The organism is Cryobacterium sp. Y62, from assembly GCF_002929785.1.
Classification (GTDB): domain Bacteria; phylum Actinomycetota; class Actinomycetes; order Actinomycetales; family Microbacteriaceae; genus Cryobacterium.
Window position 1 is genome coordinate 1 of sequence record NZ_PJJK01000119.1, and the last position, 15,620, is coordinate 15,620.

The 15,620-nt window shown below is 64.1% G+C and carries 15 protein-coding genes, 1 pseudogene and 1 riboswitch; of the genes and pseudogenes, 3 read left to right on the forward strand and 13 right to left on the reverse strand.

Features of this window, described 5'->3' with window-relative positions:
• The 3 genes and pseudogenes from CXY71_RS17455 to CXY71_RS17465 form a co-directional block, all read right to left on the reverse strand.
• A pseudogene (locus tag CXY71_RS17455) lies at positions 1-439 on the reverse strand (hypothetical protein); the annotation flags it as partial.
• Positions 440-522: 83 nt separating this feature from the next.
• On the reverse strand, positions 523-720 hold the full coding sequence (locus CXY71_RS21265) for a hypothetical protein (protein WP_158253147.1): 198 nt from the start codon (positions 718-720) through the stop codon (positions 523-525).
• 72 nt (positions 721-792) lie between these two features.
• Positions 793-972 (reverse strand): hypothetical protein, encoded by a 180-nt coding sequence (locus tag CXY71_RS17465; protein ID WP_104138405.1) that lies wholly within the window; start codon positions 970-972, stop codon positions 793-795.
• Between the two features lie 65 nt (positions 973-1,037).
• Between CXY71_RS17465 and CXY71_RS17470 the strand changes: the two genes are divergently transcribed.
• Entirely contained in the window at positions 1,038-1,646 is a 609-nt protein-coding gene (locus CXY71_RS17470) for a PH domain-containing protein (protein WP_146071818.1), read from the forward strand.
• A 437-nt stretch (positions 1,647-2,083) separates the two neighbouring features.
• Here the strand turns inward: CXY71_RS17470 and CXY71_RS17475 are convergent, their stop codons facing one another.
• The 4 genes from CXY71_RS17475 to CXY71_RS17490 form a co-directional block, all read right to left on the reverse strand.
• Positions 2,084-3,832 carry an ABC transporter ATP-binding protein gene (locus CXY71_RS17475; protein ID WP_104138411.1) on the reverse strand — a complete coding sequence of 583 codons (1,749 nt, stop codon included), beginning with the start codon at positions 3,830-3,832 and terminating at the stop codon, positions 2,084-2,086.
• Positions 3,829-4,776: an ABC transporter permease gene (locus CXY71_RS17480; RefSeq protein ID WP_104138414.1), complete on the reverse strand. Its 948-nt coding sequence runs from the start codon at positions 4,774-4,776 to the stop codon at positions 3,829-3,831. The genes CXY71_RS17475 and CXY71_RS17480 overlap by 4 nt, the downstream gene beginning before the upstream one ends.
• Positions 4,766-5,695, reverse strand: a complete 930-nt coding sequence (locus tag CXY71_RS17485; protein WP_104138417.1) for an ABC transporter permease — start codon at positions 5,693-5,695, stop codon at positions 4,766-4,768. Before CXY71_RS17485 ends, CXY71_RS17480 begins: the two co-directional genes overlap by 11 nt.
• Before the next feature lie 145 nt (positions 5,696-5,840).
• Positions 5,841-7,499, reverse strand: coding sequence for an ABC transporter substrate-binding protein (locus CXY71_RS17490; protein ID WP_233204709.1), 1,659 nt, complete (start codon positions 7,497-7,499; stop codon positions 5,841-5,843).
• Between the two features lie 322 nt (positions 7,500-7,821).
• Between CXY71_RS17490 and CXY71_RS17495 the strand changes: the two genes are divergently transcribed.
• The gene (locus tag CXY71_RS17495) at positions 7,822-8,613 is read left to right on the forward strand and encodes a CPBP family intramembrane glutamic endopeptidase (RefSeq protein ID WP_104138423.1); all 792 of its coding nucleotides are present in this window, start codon (positions 7,822-7,824) and stop codon (positions 8,611-8,613) included.
• 171 nt (positions 8,614-8,784) lie between these two features.
• On the opposite strand, the gene gcvP is transcribed toward CXY71_RS17495, so the two are convergent.
• The 5 genes from gcvP to CXY71_RS17520 all read right to left on the reverse strand — a co-directional run bounded on the left by gcvP (position 8,785) and on the right by CXY71_RS17520 (position 14,863).
• Entirely contained in the window at positions 8,785-11,685 is a 2,901-nt protein-coding gene (gene gcvP, locus CXY71_RS17500; RefSeq protein ID WP_104138426.1) for an aminomethyl-transferring glycine dehydrogenase, read from the reverse strand.
• A 7-nt stretch (positions 11,686-11,692) separates the two neighbouring features.
• Positions 11,693-12,064, reverse strand: coding sequence for a glycine cleavage system protein GcvH (gcvH, locus tag CXY71_RS17505; protein ID WP_104138428.1), 372 nt, complete (start codon positions 12,062-12,064; stop codon positions 11,693-11,695).
• Between the two features lie 26 nt (positions 12,065-12,090).
• On the reverse strand, positions 12,091-13,254 hold the full coding sequence (gcvT, locus tag CXY71_RS17510) for a glycine cleavage system aminomethyltransferase GcvT (RefSeq protein WP_104138431.1): 1,164 nt from the start codon (positions 13,252-13,254) through the stop codon (positions 12,091-12,093).
• A gap of 157 nt (positions 13,255-13,411) precedes the next feature.
• Positions 13,412-13,507: riboswitch (glycine riboswitch) on the reverse strand.
• Between the two features lie 33 nt (positions 13,508-13,540).
• On the reverse strand, positions 13,541-14,161 hold the full coding sequence (locus tag CXY71_RS17515) for a DNA-3-methyladenine glycosylase I (protein ID WP_104138435.1): 621 nt from the start codon (positions 14,159-14,161) through the stop codon (positions 13,541-13,543).
• A gap of 99 nt (positions 14,162-14,260) precedes the next feature.
• A complete protein-coding gene (locus tag CXY71_RS17520; protein WP_104138438.1) occupies positions 14,261-14,863 on the reverse strand; it encodes an LON peptidase substrate-binding domain-containing protein in 603 nt (200 codons plus the stop codon).
• Between the two features lie 125 nt (positions 14,864-14,988).
• Between CXY71_RS17520 and CXY71_RS17525 the strand changes: the two genes are divergently transcribed.
• Positions 14,989-15,339, forward strand: coding sequence for a LysR family transcriptional regulator (locus tag CXY71_RS17525; protein WP_104138441.1), 351 nt, complete (start codon positions 14,989-14,991; stop codon positions 15,337-15,339).
• A 43-nt stretch (positions 15,340-15,382) separates the two neighbouring features.
• Here CXY71_RS17525 and CXY71_RS17530 read toward each other — a convergent pair whose 3' ends face one another.
• Positions 15,383-15,598 carry a dodecin gene (locus tag CXY71_RS17530; protein WP_104138444.1) on the reverse strand — a complete coding sequence of 72 codons (216 nt, stop codon included), beginning with the start codon at positions 15,596-15,598 and terminating at the stop codon, positions 15,383-15,385.
• Positions 15,599-15,620: the final 22 nt, after the last annotated feature.

Sequence of the window (15,620 nt, forward strand, 5' to 3'; positions counted from 1 at the left end):
ATTCGCCATGCTGCGAGACGGCACCCTCTACGAAACTGAACACCAACTCGCTGCTTGACAAAAACATAGGGGCACCCCCCACGCGCCCGAGCGCTTCCCCCTGACGCACATACAGGTTGACTTCGTCGACGGCGCACAAGGCCGCGACGCGACCGTACTCGGGATACTCGCTGACGACATCCTCAAACTTGACAACCACTTCTCGACGGTCATTTTTAGCCGTCGATGCCGCCTCACTCGCGAGTCGCTCGTTGACCTCGATACGAGCAGGGAGCACCGCATCGGCAAGGTCGACCACGGCGCGCATGTCGTGAGTGATCAAGCGGATGGCGCTGTCCAGTCGATCGCGGAGGCTCCGCAGCAGGTCGCGAATTTCAGCCTGCACCGTCACGTCGAGGGCGGTCGTGGGTTCGTCGGCGATGAGCAACTGCGGGTCCATAGGAGACGGATTAAGCGATCATGGCACGCTGACGTTGCCCACCGCTCAATCGGTGGGGGTAGGAGTTGAACGCCATCAGCAGATTAAGCAGTTCGACCATGTCGAGCAGCTCCAGCGCGCGTCTTGGCCTGCGAGGGGGATATGCCGAAGTGGGCGCGCAGGGTCTCGATGATCTGAAACCCGATCGTGTCGACCGGGGTGAGCGTCGTCATCGGTTCCTGAAAGATCATCGCTATCTGGCCGCCGCGCACCGTGTGCATCTGAGCGGGCTTCAGTTCCATAAGCTCGCGGCTACTGAGCTTGACGCTGCCAAAGATGCGGCTGTTTTCGGGGAGCAGGTCGAGAATAGTCGTCTAGCTGGCACTCTTGCCCGAGCCTGACTTGCCAACGATGGCGAACACCTTGCCCAGCTCGATCGAATAGTTCAGGCTGAGCGCGGCCGGCACCCAGACGTTATCGACGCCGGAGTGCACGGTGAGGTCGGTGACCTGCAGCACGCGGGGAGACAATGTGGTCGTCGCCTCGTCGGTCATGAAAACCTGCCTTCATCGAAGCTGCTCGTGCGGTGGGTGCAAACAAAATCTGGCAGCATGGCTGCATGCCCGTCGCTTCCGACCCGAATGTTTTCTACTCGCGGTTCAACCGCATCATCGCCACCATCTTTGCCACGGTTGCCGCGCTCAGCGCGCTCAGCCTGTTCCTGCTGCCCACTACATCGAACCGCTGGCTCGCCGTTCCGGCCCTGTTCGTCATGCTGTTCGTCTGGGAGGTGCTCTGGCGGCCCGACTTGCAAGTGAGCGACGATGTCGTGACCATTCGTAATCCGCTGCGCACCATCGTTGTGCCGTGGGAGGCGCTCGTGCACGTCGACACCAAGTTCGCACTCACCCTGTACACGCCGGGGCACAAGTTCGCGGTCTACTGCGCCCCGGCGCCCGGCCGGAGCCAGACCAGCGCCGGACGTCGTAAGATCACCGACCCGGTACCCTATGTCAGCGGCCCGCCGCGGCTCGGCGACCTGCCTGGAAGTGAGTCCGGCCAGGCGGCGCAACTGGTGCGCTCGCGCTGGGACGCGTTGCAGCGCAGCGGCCAGGTAGACAGCGGCCTCGCAGCCCAGACCCCCGTTGAGGTCGTCTGGGCATGGGGACGCTGCGGCGCGCTGGTGGCGGGCGCTGCGGCATCCCTTCTGGCGATATTTCTTGCCTAGCTTCGCGGAACGGGGTCGTGTCGAGGCCTGCGGTGCTGCCGCCCATCTCAAAGTATTGGGTGCCTGTGGTTACATGCGCAGTGTCCGGGCCTATCGTCGCCCTGTCGTAGTATCCGGATCCGATCGCCCAGGCAAGAATCATGTCATCCGCTGTGACCGGTTCGTCGTGCTGCGGCCGCGGGTCGAGTGCGGCCGGCTAGGGCAATAAAGAAGATCTATCATTTTCGCCAAAGAAATACCCGAACCGTTATGAAATTGCACCATTCTTCATCGTTCCAGTCGCGCATTCTGCACAAATCCCGCGTCTGCTCCGTAAGGACGAAGCGTTTCGTTCGTTTGGGGACAAACAACCACAAGATGCCATGCCCGGCAGTCGGTAGACGAAAGGCCCGACCGGAATAATTACCGGTCGGGCCTGGATTGCAGAAAGCGTTCGACTACCGCCCGAACTCAAAGTTCGCTCCGGGGATTGCCGCCAGCAGTTCCTGCGTGTAGACCTCCCGCGGGTTGTCGAACACGTCGTCGGTCGACGAGGCTTCGACGATGCGTCCCTTCTGCATGACGCAGACATTGTCGGCGACCAGGCGCACGACAGCGAGGTCGTGCGTGATGAACAGATACGTCAGACCCAGGTCTGTCTGCAACTCGGTAAGCAGGTTCAGGATCTGACCCTGCACAAGCACATCGAGTGCGGAGACGGCTTCGTCGAGCACGAGCACGTCGGGCTTCAATGCCAAAGCTCGCGCGATCGCGATGCGCTGACGCTGGCCACCGGAGAGTTCGCTCGGGTATCTAAACTGGGTCGACGCGGGCAGGGACACCTGATCGAGCAGCTGCAGCACACGCTTCTGCCGCTCCCGCTTGGTGCCAACCTTGTGCGCGAGCAGCGGCTCGGCGATGGTGTTTCCCACGTTGTACTGCGGGTCGAGCGAACCGTACGGATCTTGGAACACGGGCTGCACGCGGCGGCGGAAGTTCAGCAGCTCGCGCCCCTTCAAGCCAGCGACGTCGCGCCCCTCGAATTCAATCCGCCCGCTGGTGAGGCCCTCGAGCTGCAGAATGAGCTTGGCCACGGTGGACTTGCCGGAACCGGACTCCCCCACGATCGCCGTGGTGGTGCCCTTCTTCACCCCGAACGATACGTCGTTCACAGCGAGAAGCTCGTCGAAACGCAATCCGGACTTACGAATGCGATACATCTTGGTGATGCCCTCGACCGAGATGAGGTCCTTGCCCGAGGCTGCAAGTTCACGGTCTGTCGCACGCTGAATCAGCGCGGTGTCCGTGCCTCCGGCCGAGAAGATTTCGGTCGCCGGGCCATCCTCGTTCTTCTTGGCCTGAATGCGACGCGAGGCGAGGCTCGGCGCGGCCGCCACCAGACGCTGGGTGTACGGGTGCTGCGGGTTGGCGAGGATCTCCTGCGACGGGCCCGATTCGACGATCTTGCCCTTGTACATCACGACGAGCTGCTCGGCCCGCTCCGCGGCGAGACCGAGGTCGTGAGTAATAAACAGGACGCTGGTGCCGTAATCCCGGGTGAGGGTGGCCAGGTGGTCGAGAATCTGGCGCTGCACGGTGACGTCGAGCGCACTGGTCGGCTCGTCGGCGATGAGCAGTTTCGGCCGGGCCGACAGTCCGATACCGATGAGCACACGCTGACGCATGCCGCCGGAGAATTGGTGCGGGTATTGCTTGAGCCGGTCAGCGGCATCCGCCAGACCCGCCTCTTGCAGCACTTCAATGGTGCGCGCCCTCAGGGGCTTGCCGCGAAGTCCGCTGTTGGCCTTGATGGCTTCGGACACCTGAAAACCGATGTTCCACACCGGGTTGAGGTTGCTCATCGGGTCCTGCGGAACGTAGCCGATCTCGCGGCCGCGCACGGCCTGCATGTCGGTGGCGTTCAGAATGGTCAGGTCGCGACCCTCGAACAGGATCTGCCCGCCGGTCACCTGGCCGGTGCCGGCCAACAGTTTAATGATCGCTTGGGCCGTCGTGGTCTTGCCCGAACCGGACTCCCCGACGATCGCGAGGGTCTGACCGGGGTAAAGCGTGAGGCTGACGCCGCGCACGGCGGGCACGATGCCGCGCTGGGTGCGGAAGCCGACCTCGAGGTCGCGGACCTCCAAGAGTGGTTCGGAGCCGGCGGGGGGAGTCTTATTCACGGTTTCGGTCACTAACTGGGTCATCGGCGTGCCCTCGCCTGGGGATCGAGCGCGTCGCGCAGCACGTCACCGAGCATGAGGAACGCCAGCACGGTCAAAGAGAGCGCAATCGAGGGGTACAACAGCACCTGCGGGCTCGTACGAATGGATGTCTGCGCCTCGCCGATATCGCGTCCCCACGACATCGTGCCGGGGCCGAGGCCGATACCGAGGAAGGAGAGCGTGGCTTCGGCAACGATAAAGGTGCCGAGTGAGACCGTCGCGATGACGATAACGGGGGCGATCGCGTTAGGAACGACGTGGCGCACCAGAATCTTGAACTTGGACACGCCGAGTGCGACCGAGGCCACCACGTAGTCCGAGTTTCGCGCGGTCAGTACCGCGCCGCGCATGATGCGCGCGACCTGCGGCCAGGCGAAGATCGAGATAACCAACGCGATGACCACCGGGGTGCGGTCGGGCAGCACCGAGAGCAACACGATGGCGCCGAGCACGGTCGGAACGGCGAAGAAGATGTCGCCGATGCGCGAAACGACGGCGTCGAGGAATCCGCCGTAGTAGCCGGCGAGGGCACCGACGATGAGACCGAACAGGGTCACAATCGATGCGGCCAACATGCCGACGGTTACCGAGGCGCTGGTACCGAAGATGATTCGGGCATAAACGTCGCAGCCCTGAAAGGTGAATCCGAGCGGATGCCCGGACTGCGGAACCCCGTTGCTGTCCGACAGCTGGCACTGGGTCGGTGACACCGAGGAAAACCATCCGGGTATCAGCGCCACCGCGACGATGAGCAGTATGAGTCCGGAGGAAATCCAGAAGGCAGGCCGACGACGCATCGCATCCCAGGCATCCGCCCAGGTGCTGCGCGCTTTCGCGGTCTCGTCGAGGTGGTCGATCGCCACGAGAGGGGTGTCTTCGAGCGCTGCAACGAAGTGCGGCTGCGCGCCCTGGTTCTTACTTGGCATAACGGATCCTTGGGTCCAGAGCTGCGTACAGCAGATCGACGAGCAGGTTGGCGAGCACGAAGATCACGACCATGACGGCGATGAACGACACCACGGTCGGTCCTTCGCCGAGGCGAATGGCCTTGAACACGGTTCCCCCCACCCCGTTGATGTTGAAGATTCCCTCTGTGACGATGGCACCGACCATGAGCGAGCCGATGTCGACGCCGAGAAAGGTGATCACGGGTACGAGCGAGTTGCGCAGCACGTGCACGGTCACGACGCGCGGGCGGGAGAGTCCCTTGGCCGTGGCGGTGCGAACAAAGTCGGCGTTGAGGTTGTCCGACACGCTGGCCCGCGTGAGGCGCACAATATAGGCAAATGAAACGGATGCCAGCACCAGCGCTGGCAAAATCAGTTCGTCGATCGGTGCAGCACCACTGACGGTCGTGCGCGCCCAGCCCAGTTGCACGCCGAAGACGAATTGCAGTACGAAGCCGATCACGAAGGTCGGCACGCTGATCAGCAGCAGGCTTACGACGAGGGCGCTCGCATCGAACAACTTGCCCTTGCGCAGGCCGGCAATGAGGCCGACGAGGATGCCGAAGAACGCTTCGAAGGCGAGGGCGAGCATGGCTAGACGAGCCGTGATCGGGAAGGCGGAGGCCATCACGTCGGAGACGGAGCGACCGGAGTAGGTGGTGCCGAGGTCGCCCTGGAAGAAGTTGCCGATATAGAGCAGGTATTGCACGAGGAACGGCTTGTCGAGGTTGTACTCGGCGCGAATCTGGGCGATGACGGCGTCCGACGGCGGACGTTCGCCGTAGAGGGCAGCGATCGGATCTCCGGGGAGGGAGAACACCATGAAGTAGATGAGGAACGTGGCGCCGAAGAACACGGGGATCATCTGGAGCAGACGTTTGCCGGTGTACCAGAGCATCAGCTACCCGTCGGCGCAGTTGACACGGTGCTGATCGGCGCGGGTGAGGTCGAGTGCATGAAAGATTCGCAATCATTAAGCGGAACTCGAGAGGCCCGGGGAATGACCCCCGGGCCTCTCGTAACGACGTACTAGGAACGAACGATTAGTTCTTGGTGATCTCGTGGTAGAGCGGCACGGAATCCCAGCCGAACTCAACGTTGCTCACCGTGTCGGACCAGACACCCGAGGTGTTCTGGTACCACAGAGGGATGGTCGGGAGGTCCTGCAGCAGGACTTCCTGAGCTTCGACGTACTTGGCGGTGGCTTCTTCAACGCTGGACGCCGCGGCGCCTTCCTTGAGGAGTGTGTCGAACGCTTCGCTGCTGTAGCCCTCGTAGTTCGAGCCGGCACCGGTCTGGTACAGCGGCGCAAGGAAGTTGTACAGCGACGGGTAGTCGGCCTGCCAGCCGGCGCGAGTGGCACCGGTCAGTGCCTGAGCGTCACGGTCTTCGAGCGCAGCGCCGAAGGTCGGGTACGGCTTGCCAACTGCGTCGATGCCGAGCGTGTTCTTGACGCTGTTGACGACGGCGTCGACCCAGACCTGGTGGGGTCCATCCGCGTTGTAGGCAATGTCAAAGGTGCCGATATACGGCGAGATCGCATCGGCTTCGGCCCAGAGTGCGACGGCCTCTTCGGGGTTGAAGTCGAGCACTTCGGAACCCGCGAGGGAATCAGAGTAGCCATCGATGACCGGGGAGGTGAAGTCGGTGGCCGGGGTGCGGGTGTTCTGGAAGACAACGTCGGTGATCTCGGCGCGGTCAATGGCCATGGAGACGGCGGCGCGACGCAGCTTACCCTCATCGCCCGACCAGTGCTCGAGGTAGTACGGCATGTTGAAGGCCTGGAACACCGCGGCGGGCTCGTTGATGAAGGTCTCCGGGAAGTCCGACTCGTAGCTCGCGAGGGCGGATTCGGGGATGGCATCGAGCACGTCGAGGTCGCCGCCCTGCACGGCCGCGTAGGCGGCGTCGTAGGAAGCGTAGAAGATGATGGTCAATCCGTCGTTGGCCGGGGTGCGCACACCCGCGTAGTTCGGGTTGGTAAGGAGTTCGATTTGCACCTCGTGCTGCCAGGCATCGTCACCGGCGAGCATGTACGGGCCGTTGCCGATCGGGTTCTGACCGAAGGCGTCCATGTCCTCAAAAGCAACCTCGGGCAGCGGCGAGTACGCCGAGTAGCCCAGGCGGAGCGGCCAGTCGGCTTCGGTTCCTGCGAGCTCCACGGTGAACGTCGTGTCGTCGACGACGGTCAGGCCGGACATGGTCTCGGCGAGCGGTGAGGCGACGCGAAGGACGTTGCCGTCCTCGTCGGTCGCACCGGTCGGGTCGTCGATCATGTTGGAGACGTCGGAGTAGCCGACGATGTTGTCGAAGAAATAGGAGGAACCCTGCGCGTTGGTAGACAGCGCGCCGTAGTTCCAGGCATCAACGAATGACGATGCTGTGACGGGCTCGTCGTTGGTGAAGGTCCAGTCGTCGTTCAGGGTGACGGTCCAGGTCGTGGCGTCGTCGGACTCGATCGACTTAGCGACCTCGTTCTCGATTTCGCCCGCGGCCGAGTACGAGACCAGTCCGGCGAAGATGGACGTGACGATCTTTCCGCCACCCACCTCGGTGGTGTTGGTCGGGATCAGCGACATCTGCGGCTCGGTGCCGTTCGTGGTGATGATCGCGGTGCCGTCAGCGGATGTCGTTGATTCTCCAGCGCATCCCGAGAGCACGAGGGCTCCGGTAGATGCGAGAGCGATGGCAACAATGCCCATTCTCCTGATTTTCAATTCTTGCTCCTATGCACGAAAGGGCGACGGACACAGCTCTTGACCGTGTCACGCGCCAGTAGAGTCAACCCAATTTTGACCGCGGAAGACCCGGCTCAACCTTGGGGGGTTATTACGACCCTAGTTTGTAACCCGCCCAGAATGAGCAATCAGGCGGAGAATGTTACCGACGCGCAATATATCCGGCAACTATTGAGCGTAACGCGACGCAATCTTGCACTTATGTTGCAGGGCACCTTTTTGAGCAGATGGCTTCCCGCGGTCAGGGCGCAAGCGCCTGCGGATGCCGGGGTGGCAGGATAGGGCCATGCCGCCAGCATCCGCCCCGCACCGTTCCCGGCTCGGTAACTCACCGTTGTACTGGGAGATCGGGATTGTATTCGCCTTATCGCTCGGGGCGTCGGCCGTGTACTCGATCGTGTCGATCGTGGCCCGGCTGACGGACATGACACCGCTCGCCGACCAATCGGCGACGATCAACGGCTCGCAGTCGACCCGCGAGTGGCTCGACTTCACCTACCAGTTTCTCGGCATCGCGTTCGGGCTCGCGGCGGTGGCCCTGGTGATATTTCTGCTGTGGCGGCCTGGGCAGAACCCGTTCACCCGGCTCGGCTTCGATCTGACCCGGCCGGGCAAGGACCTGCTCGGCGGGTTCGGGCTGCTGCTCGTGATCGGTGTTCCGGGGCTCGCGCTCTACCTGGCGGGACGGGCGTTCAGCTTCACCGTGGCCGTGGTGCCGTCACCGCTCGACACGTTCTGGTGGACCATACCTATTTTGGTGTTCGCCGCCTTGAAGGCCGCGCTGGTTGAAGAGATCATCGTGGTCGGCTACCTGTTCACCCGGCTGCGGGAGCTCGGCTGGTCGACCTGGACGATCGTTCTGAGCTCGGCTGTGCTGCGTGGGAGCTATCACCTGTACCAGGGCGTCGGACCGTTCTTCGGCAACGTGGCCATGGGGGTCGTGTTCGGCTGGTGCTACACCCGCTGGGGGCGCACCATGCCGCTCGTGGTGACGCACTGGCTGCTCGACATTCTCTCGTTCGTCGGGTATCCGCTCGCGCTGGCCTGGTGGCCGGGGCTGCTCGCTCCGACCGGCTGACCTGCTGGTCGAGGCGCGAGGCCCGCAGCACGAGCGATCGACCAGCTGGCAGGGCATGAGGACCGGCTTGCTTGGGCGCGCCCCATACGGGTGGCCGTTACGGCGGTTACCGTAGCGGCCACCCGTATGGGGCGGCGGCGAACCTTGGTGCGCGGATAGGCCTGGGCGGTTCTACTCGAACGCCTCCGGCGGCGGGCAGGCACAGACCAGGTTGCGGTCGCCGTAGGCGTTGTCGATGCGACGCACCGGCGGCCAGTATTTGTTCCGCACCAGTGACGCCAGCGGATACACCGCCGTGGCCCGGTCGTACGGATGCTCCCACTCCCCCTCGATTACGGACTGCGCGGTGTGCGGCGCGTTGTGCAACGGGTTGTCGTCGGCGGGCCAGCGGCCCGCGGCGACGGCATCCGCTTCACCCTTGATCGCGATCATGGCGTCGATGAAACGGTCGATTTCGCCGAGGTCTTCGCTTTCGGTGGGTTCGACCATGAGCGTGCCGGCCACCGGAAAGCTCATGGTCGGCGAGTGGAAGCCGTAGTCAATGAGGCGTTTGGCCACGTCGTCGACGCTGATCCCCGTAGCCGCGGTGAGCGGACGCAGGTCGAGGATGCATTCGTGGGCGACCAGGCCGTTTTCGCCGGAGTAGAGGAGCGGGAAGCTGTTCTCAAGGCGTTTGGCGACGTAGTTGGCGGCGAGCACTGCGGCACCGGTGGCGTGCTTGAGTCCGTCGACACCCATCATGCGCACGTAGGCCCAGGAGATGGGCAGGATGCTCGGGCTGCCGTAGGGCGCGGCCGAGACCGGTCCGCCAGCGTGAACGACGGTGGCCGAGACTCCCCCACTGCTGAGCAGGTAATGCTCGTCACTCTGGGCGAGCGGATGCCCAGGCAGGAACGCCGCGAGATGCGCCTTGGCCGCGACCGGACCGACGCCCGGCCCGCCGCCGCCGTGCGGGATGCAGAAGGTCTTGTGCAGGTTCAGGTGCGACACATCGCCACCGAAATCGCCGTACCGGGCGAACCCGAGCAGTGCGTTGAGGTTGGCACCGTCGACGTAGACCTGGCCACCGGCCGCGTGCACGGCCGCGCAGATAGTGCCGACCTCGTGCTCATAGACGCCATGGGTGGACGGGTAGGTGATCATCAGCGCGGCCAGATCGGCGGCGTGCTCGGCGATCTTGGCGTGCAGATCGGCGAGGTCGACGTTGCCGAGCTCGTCGCAGGCCACGACCACGACACGCATGCCGGCCAGGGCAGCGGATGCCGCGTTGGTGCCGTGAGCGCTCGACGGGATCAGGCAGACCGTGCGGGCACTCTCCCCATTGGACTGGTGGTAGCCGCGAATGGCGAGCAGACCGGCCAGTTCACCCTGGCTGCCAGCGTTCGGCTGGAGCGACACTGTGTCGTAACCGGTGACGTCCGTTAGCCAGGTTTCGAGCTGGCGCACGAGGTGCAGGTAGCCCTCGACGTCGGCGCGCGGCGCGAAGGGGTGGATGCCCGCAAACTCGGGCCAGCTGACGGCCTCCATTTCGCTCGCCGCGTTGAGCTTCATGGTGCAGGAGCCGAGCGGGATCATGCCGCGGTCGAGGGCATAGTCGTAGTCGGCAAGTCGCTTGAGGTAGCGCATCATGCTGGTCTCGGAGCGGTGTGTGTTGAACACCGGGTGGGTGAGGAACTCGCTCGTACGGTCGAGATCGGTCGGCAGTCCGTGCTGCACGGCGTCGAAGTCGACGTGGCCAAATGCAGAGCGGCCGCCGAACGCTCCGACGACATAGGAGAGGTCAGCGAGCGTGGTGGTCTCATCTACCGACACGCTGATGGTGTTCGCATCGACTTGGTGCAGGTTGTAGCCGCTCGCGGCTGCCTTCGCGACGACCTCGGCAGCGCCCGCCGGCACGTTGATCTGGAACGTGTCAAAGAAGGCGTCGGTGAGCACGTCAACGTCAATGGCGCGCAGGGCGGCGACGAGTGCCCCGGCCCGCTCGTGCACCCGGGTGGCGATCGTTTTCAGGCCCTGCGGCCCGTGGTAAACGGCGTACATGCCAGCCATGACGGCGAGCAGCACCTGGGCGGTGCAGATGTTCGAGGTCGCCTTGTCGCGGCGAATATGCTGTTCGCGTACCTGCAGGGCGAGGCGGTAGGCCGGGTGGCCGGCGGCGTCCACACTCACTCCGACCAGGCGACCGGGTAGCTGGCGTTCGAGGCCCTTGCGCACGGCCATGTAGCCGGCGTGCGGTCCGCCGAAGCCCATCGGCACGCCAAAACGCTGGCTGGTGCCGACGGCCACATCAGCGCCGAGGTCGCCGGGCGACTTCAGCAGGGCGAGCGCGAGCAGGTCGGCGGCCACAACGGCGAGCGCCTTGTGTTCGTGCGCCAGGTCGATGACGGTCTGCGGGCTCCAGATGCGACCGGAACCGGACGGGTACTGCACGAAGACACCGAAATAGTCACCGAGATCCTCAGCCGTGGTCTGCTCGTTCAGAGCAACCTGGGCGAGCTCGATGCCAAGTGCGGCGGCGCGATTGGCGAGCAGCGCGTGGGTCTGGGGGAAGGCATCCGCGTCAACGATGAATCGACGTGAGCCCGACTTTGACGCGCGCAGGGCGAGCAGCATGCCTTCGACGACGGCCGTCGACTCGTCGAGCATCGACGCGTTGGCCGTGGTCAGCCCGGTGAGGTCAGTGATCATGGTCTGAAAATTGATCAGGGCTTCGAGCCGGCCCTGCGAGATTTCCGGCTGGTAGGGCGTGTAAGCGGTATACCAGCTGGGGTTTTCGAACACGTTGCGCTTGATCACAGCGGGCGTGAAGGTGTCGTAGTAGCCGAGGCCGATCATCGAGCGTTTGACCGTGTTGTGGCTGGCGAGGGCGCGCAGTTCGGCGACGGCCTCGTTCTCGGTCGCGGCAAGTGGCAGGGCACTGTCGCCGTCCTGCCGAAACAGATCGGCGTGGATCGATGCCGGCATGGCGGCGGAGACGAGGTGTTCCACCGAGTCGTAGCCGAGCGTAGCGAGCATGTGGGACTGGGCGTCAACATCCGTTCCGATGTGACGCTGCGTGAAAGCCTGGCTCATAATGCGACTACTCCCCGATCAGAGCGGAGTACTCGGCAAAGCTGAGCAGCGTTGGGAGGGTCTCGAATTCGACCTTGATCAGCCAGCCCGCGCCGAAGGGGTCGCTGTTGACTAGTTCGGGGCTGTCCACAACGGCGTCGTTGGTTTCTGTGACGGTGCCGTTCACCGGAGCGAACAGTTCACCGACCGACTTGGTCGATTCGATTTCGCCGACGACCGTGCCGCTGGCCACGGTGCTGCCGACGCCCGGCAGTTCGACGAAAACGACGTCACCGAGCTTTTCGGCGGCATACGCGGTGATGCCGACGGTCGCGACGCTACCGTCGACTAAAACCCACTCGTGCTCGGCGGTGTACTGAAGCGAGGATGTGTCTGTCATGGGGTTGCCTTTCGCAGGTTGAGGGTCTACTTGACGCGCTTATAGAAGGGGAGCGAGGTGACGGTCGCCGGAATGCGTGTACCCCGCACGTCGACGTAGACCTCGGTGCCGAGACGGGAGAGGTCGGGCGTGACGTAGGCCATGGCGATCGGGTAACCGAGGGTCGGCGACAGGGCACCACTGGTGATGATGCCGTCGGCGTTTTCCGCGTCGACGCTGCGGAAAATCTTGTAGTCCGCGCGTCCGGCACGCTTGCCAGCGGCAATCAGGCCGACCAAAACGGATGCCCCAGCCTCCGGCCCCGCAGCGCTTGCCGCTCGGCCGACGAAGTTGTTCTCCTTCTTCAAATTGACCACTCGGCCGAGGCCCGCCTGGGCCGGGAAAGTATTCAGGGTGAGTTCGTGTCCGTAGAGCGGCATGCCTGCCTCTAGCCGGAGCGTATCGCGACTGGCCAGCCCGGCGGGGACCAGCCCCATTTCGGCGCCGGCGCTCGTGAGTGCATCCCAGAGTTCGCGGGCATGGTCTGCCGCGAGGTAGAGCTCGAAACCGTCTTCACCGGTGTACCCCGTGCGGGCGACCAGCAGCGGCTGGCCGCGGAAGAAGGCATCCGTGATGCGGTAATACTTCATGAACAGCAGGTCGGTGCCGACGTCGGTGATGCCGCTGGTGGCGCGCAGAATGGCAAGGGCGTTCGGGCCCTGCACGGCGATCAGGGCGTAATCGTCGCTCTGATCAACGACGCTCACGTCGAAGTCTTCGGCGCGGGCGAGCAACGCGTCGAACGCGGCGAACCGGTTGCCGGCGTTGGCCACGATTAGAAACTTGCTTCCGTCGAGACGGTAAACGACGAGGTCGTCGATGATGCCGCCGTTCTCGGCCAACAGCAGGCTGTACTTGGCCTGCCAGAGTTCGACACCTGAGAGCTGGCCGGCCAGCGCATAGTCAAGGTAGGCAGCGGCATCCGTGCCTTCGACCAGGATTTCGGCCATGTGGGACAGGTCGAACAGGCCCGCCGCGTTGCGCACGGCGTGGTGCTCGGCGAGATCGCTCGAGTACCGCACCGGCATCTGCCAGCCGGCGAAGTCGGTGAAGCTGGCACCGGCATCAACGTGCGCCTGGTGCAGCGGGGAGAAACGTTCGCTATTTCGTGAATCGGTGGAGTCGGGGGTGCTGGAATCGGCCGTGGTCATGAGTTCTCCGGGTCACAGGATGGTGTGCACGGCTCGACTGAACCGCGTGGGAACTCCCCCTCTGTCGCTCGTGCCTGAGAGCTTCACCAGCGCGCGGGCACTGACTTTCACCGTGGGCGAGACTGTCGGGCACGCACAATCTACTTTTCAGAGTGGCCAGTTCGATGCGGTACGAGTACCTGAGAGATTGTCGGGGAGGATTGCTCCTTCGGTGTTCGTACGCTTACGCGCCGAACTCTCCCGCACCGTCCATATGGCCCGATATTCAGTTGTGCTAGCGCTCAGCCTAGCCCCACACTCCGCTGCTTCCGCGACGGTGACTGTCTAGCAGGTGGGTGTCGATCATGCCGATCGCCTCCATCAGCGCGAACATCGTGGTCGGGCCGACAAAGACGAAGCCGACCTTCTTGAGGGCCTTCGCCAGCGAAACGGATGCCTCGGAGCTGGTCGGCACGTCGGCCTGCGTTCGCGGCTGGGGCGTTGTGGCGGGCTGGAACCCCCAGACGAAGTCGACCAGTCCGCCCTGCTCCCGCAGCGCAACCGTCGCCTTGGCGTTGGTGATCGTCGCGCGAACCTTGAGGCGGTTGCGCACGATCTGCTCGTCCTGGAGCAAACGCGCCACGTCGTTCTCGTCGAAAGCGGCGATTCGGTCAGGGTCGAAGTCGGCGAAGGCCGTGCGGAACCCGAGGCGCTTCCGCAGGATGATAGCCCAGGACAGCCCGGATTGGAACGCCTCGAGGCTGATCCGCTCGAACAGGGCGTGCTCGGTGCGCACCGGCACGCCCCACTCGGTGTCATAGTAGTTGCGCAGCATCGGGTCGACCGAGGCCCACGCGGGGCGGGCAAGCCCGTCGGGACCGACGATCGCGCCGGAGGGTGGTGGAGGCGCATCCGCTGCTGAAGTCATCTACCCCATTAGACACCGCTCCCCGCAGGCTTCGTTTGCCGAGGTGTGACTTTAAGGCGATTTTTGATTTTCGGGTCGAAACCCACGGCGCGGCGAGTGTCACCAGGCCAAGGCCTCGGCCGCGGCCTGGGTCAGCTCGATGATGTTGTCGAGCAGGGCTTCCATGGTGGGCGAGCGTAGCAGCGCGATCTGGTCGAGCGGCCCGACCGGGGTGATCGCGGCGAGCTGCCAGGCGGCGGCGGTCGGGTCGTGCGAGAGCACCACATCGGGCGACCACTCCTGGTCACTGAACTCGCTCGCCAGTGACAGGGTGCGGCGCACAAGTTGCTCGGCCTGTTCACGGCGCGGCAGCAGCGCATCGTCCCATTCCAGGTCGGACAGCACACGAACCGTGGCGAGGGGATGCGGGTCCTCCGGCATCCACTCTGTCACCTCGATTCTGCGCTCGCCCTGCACGACCAGCCCGAGGTAGCCCTCCGGAGCTTCAAGCTGGGTGACCCGGGCGACGGTGCCGACGCTGAACCGACGTTCGCCGCCGCCGACTTCCTGCCCGCGCTCAATGAGCACGACGCCGAACTCGGCCGGCTCCGAATCGAGCACCCTGGCCAGCATGACGAGGTAGCGTTCCTCGAACACACGCAGTTGCAGCGGCATGTAGGGAAACAGCACTGATCCCAGGGGAAACATCGGCAGGGTCGTCATGCACCCAGCGAACCACGTCGGCGGCGTTGCGCCAAGCCCCGTGCGCGACGGATTGGAATAGGCCGCATTCGACGCGTAGCCTAGAAGGCCTCCCGCTCCATCTGCGGAAGAACGAGAGGCTGTTTGTGGACATCACCCTGCTAGGACACTTCGTGGCCGCCGCCGAGGCTCCCGATTTCGCCCGCGCCGCGCAGGCACTGGCCATCTCGCGCGACACGCTCAGCGCGTCGGTCAAGCAGGTCGAGGCAGAACTCGGCTACGCCCTGTTCGACCGTGCTGCCGACAGCACGACACTGACCGAGATCGGCGTGGCCTTTCTCGCCGATGCCCGCCTGGAACTCGCGCAGAAGGCTGCCCGCAGCTCGCAGCCCGGCGGCGGTTCCGGCGGAGGCAAGGCGAAGGCGAACAAGGGCAAGGGCCGCGCCCCCGCGGTGAAGGGCCAACCGAAGCTCGGCAAAAAGCGCCAGTCTCGGTAGCTTGCGCACGCGACCCTTCGCGCCAGCTACCAAGCGGAAGACACTAGCTCAGCGCGATGAGCTTGAAGCCGAGTTTCATCTGCACCTGAAAGTAGTCAACGGCCCCATCTACAATATGGCCTCTGATCTGCACGACCTCAAACCAGTCAAGGTTCTGCACCGTCTCGGTAGCGCGCTGAACCGCGTTGGCGATGGCCTCATCAGAACCCACCTTTGACGTTCCGACCACTTCGATAACACGATAGGTATTGTCAGTCATTGTGTGCTCCCTGGTTGTTCGA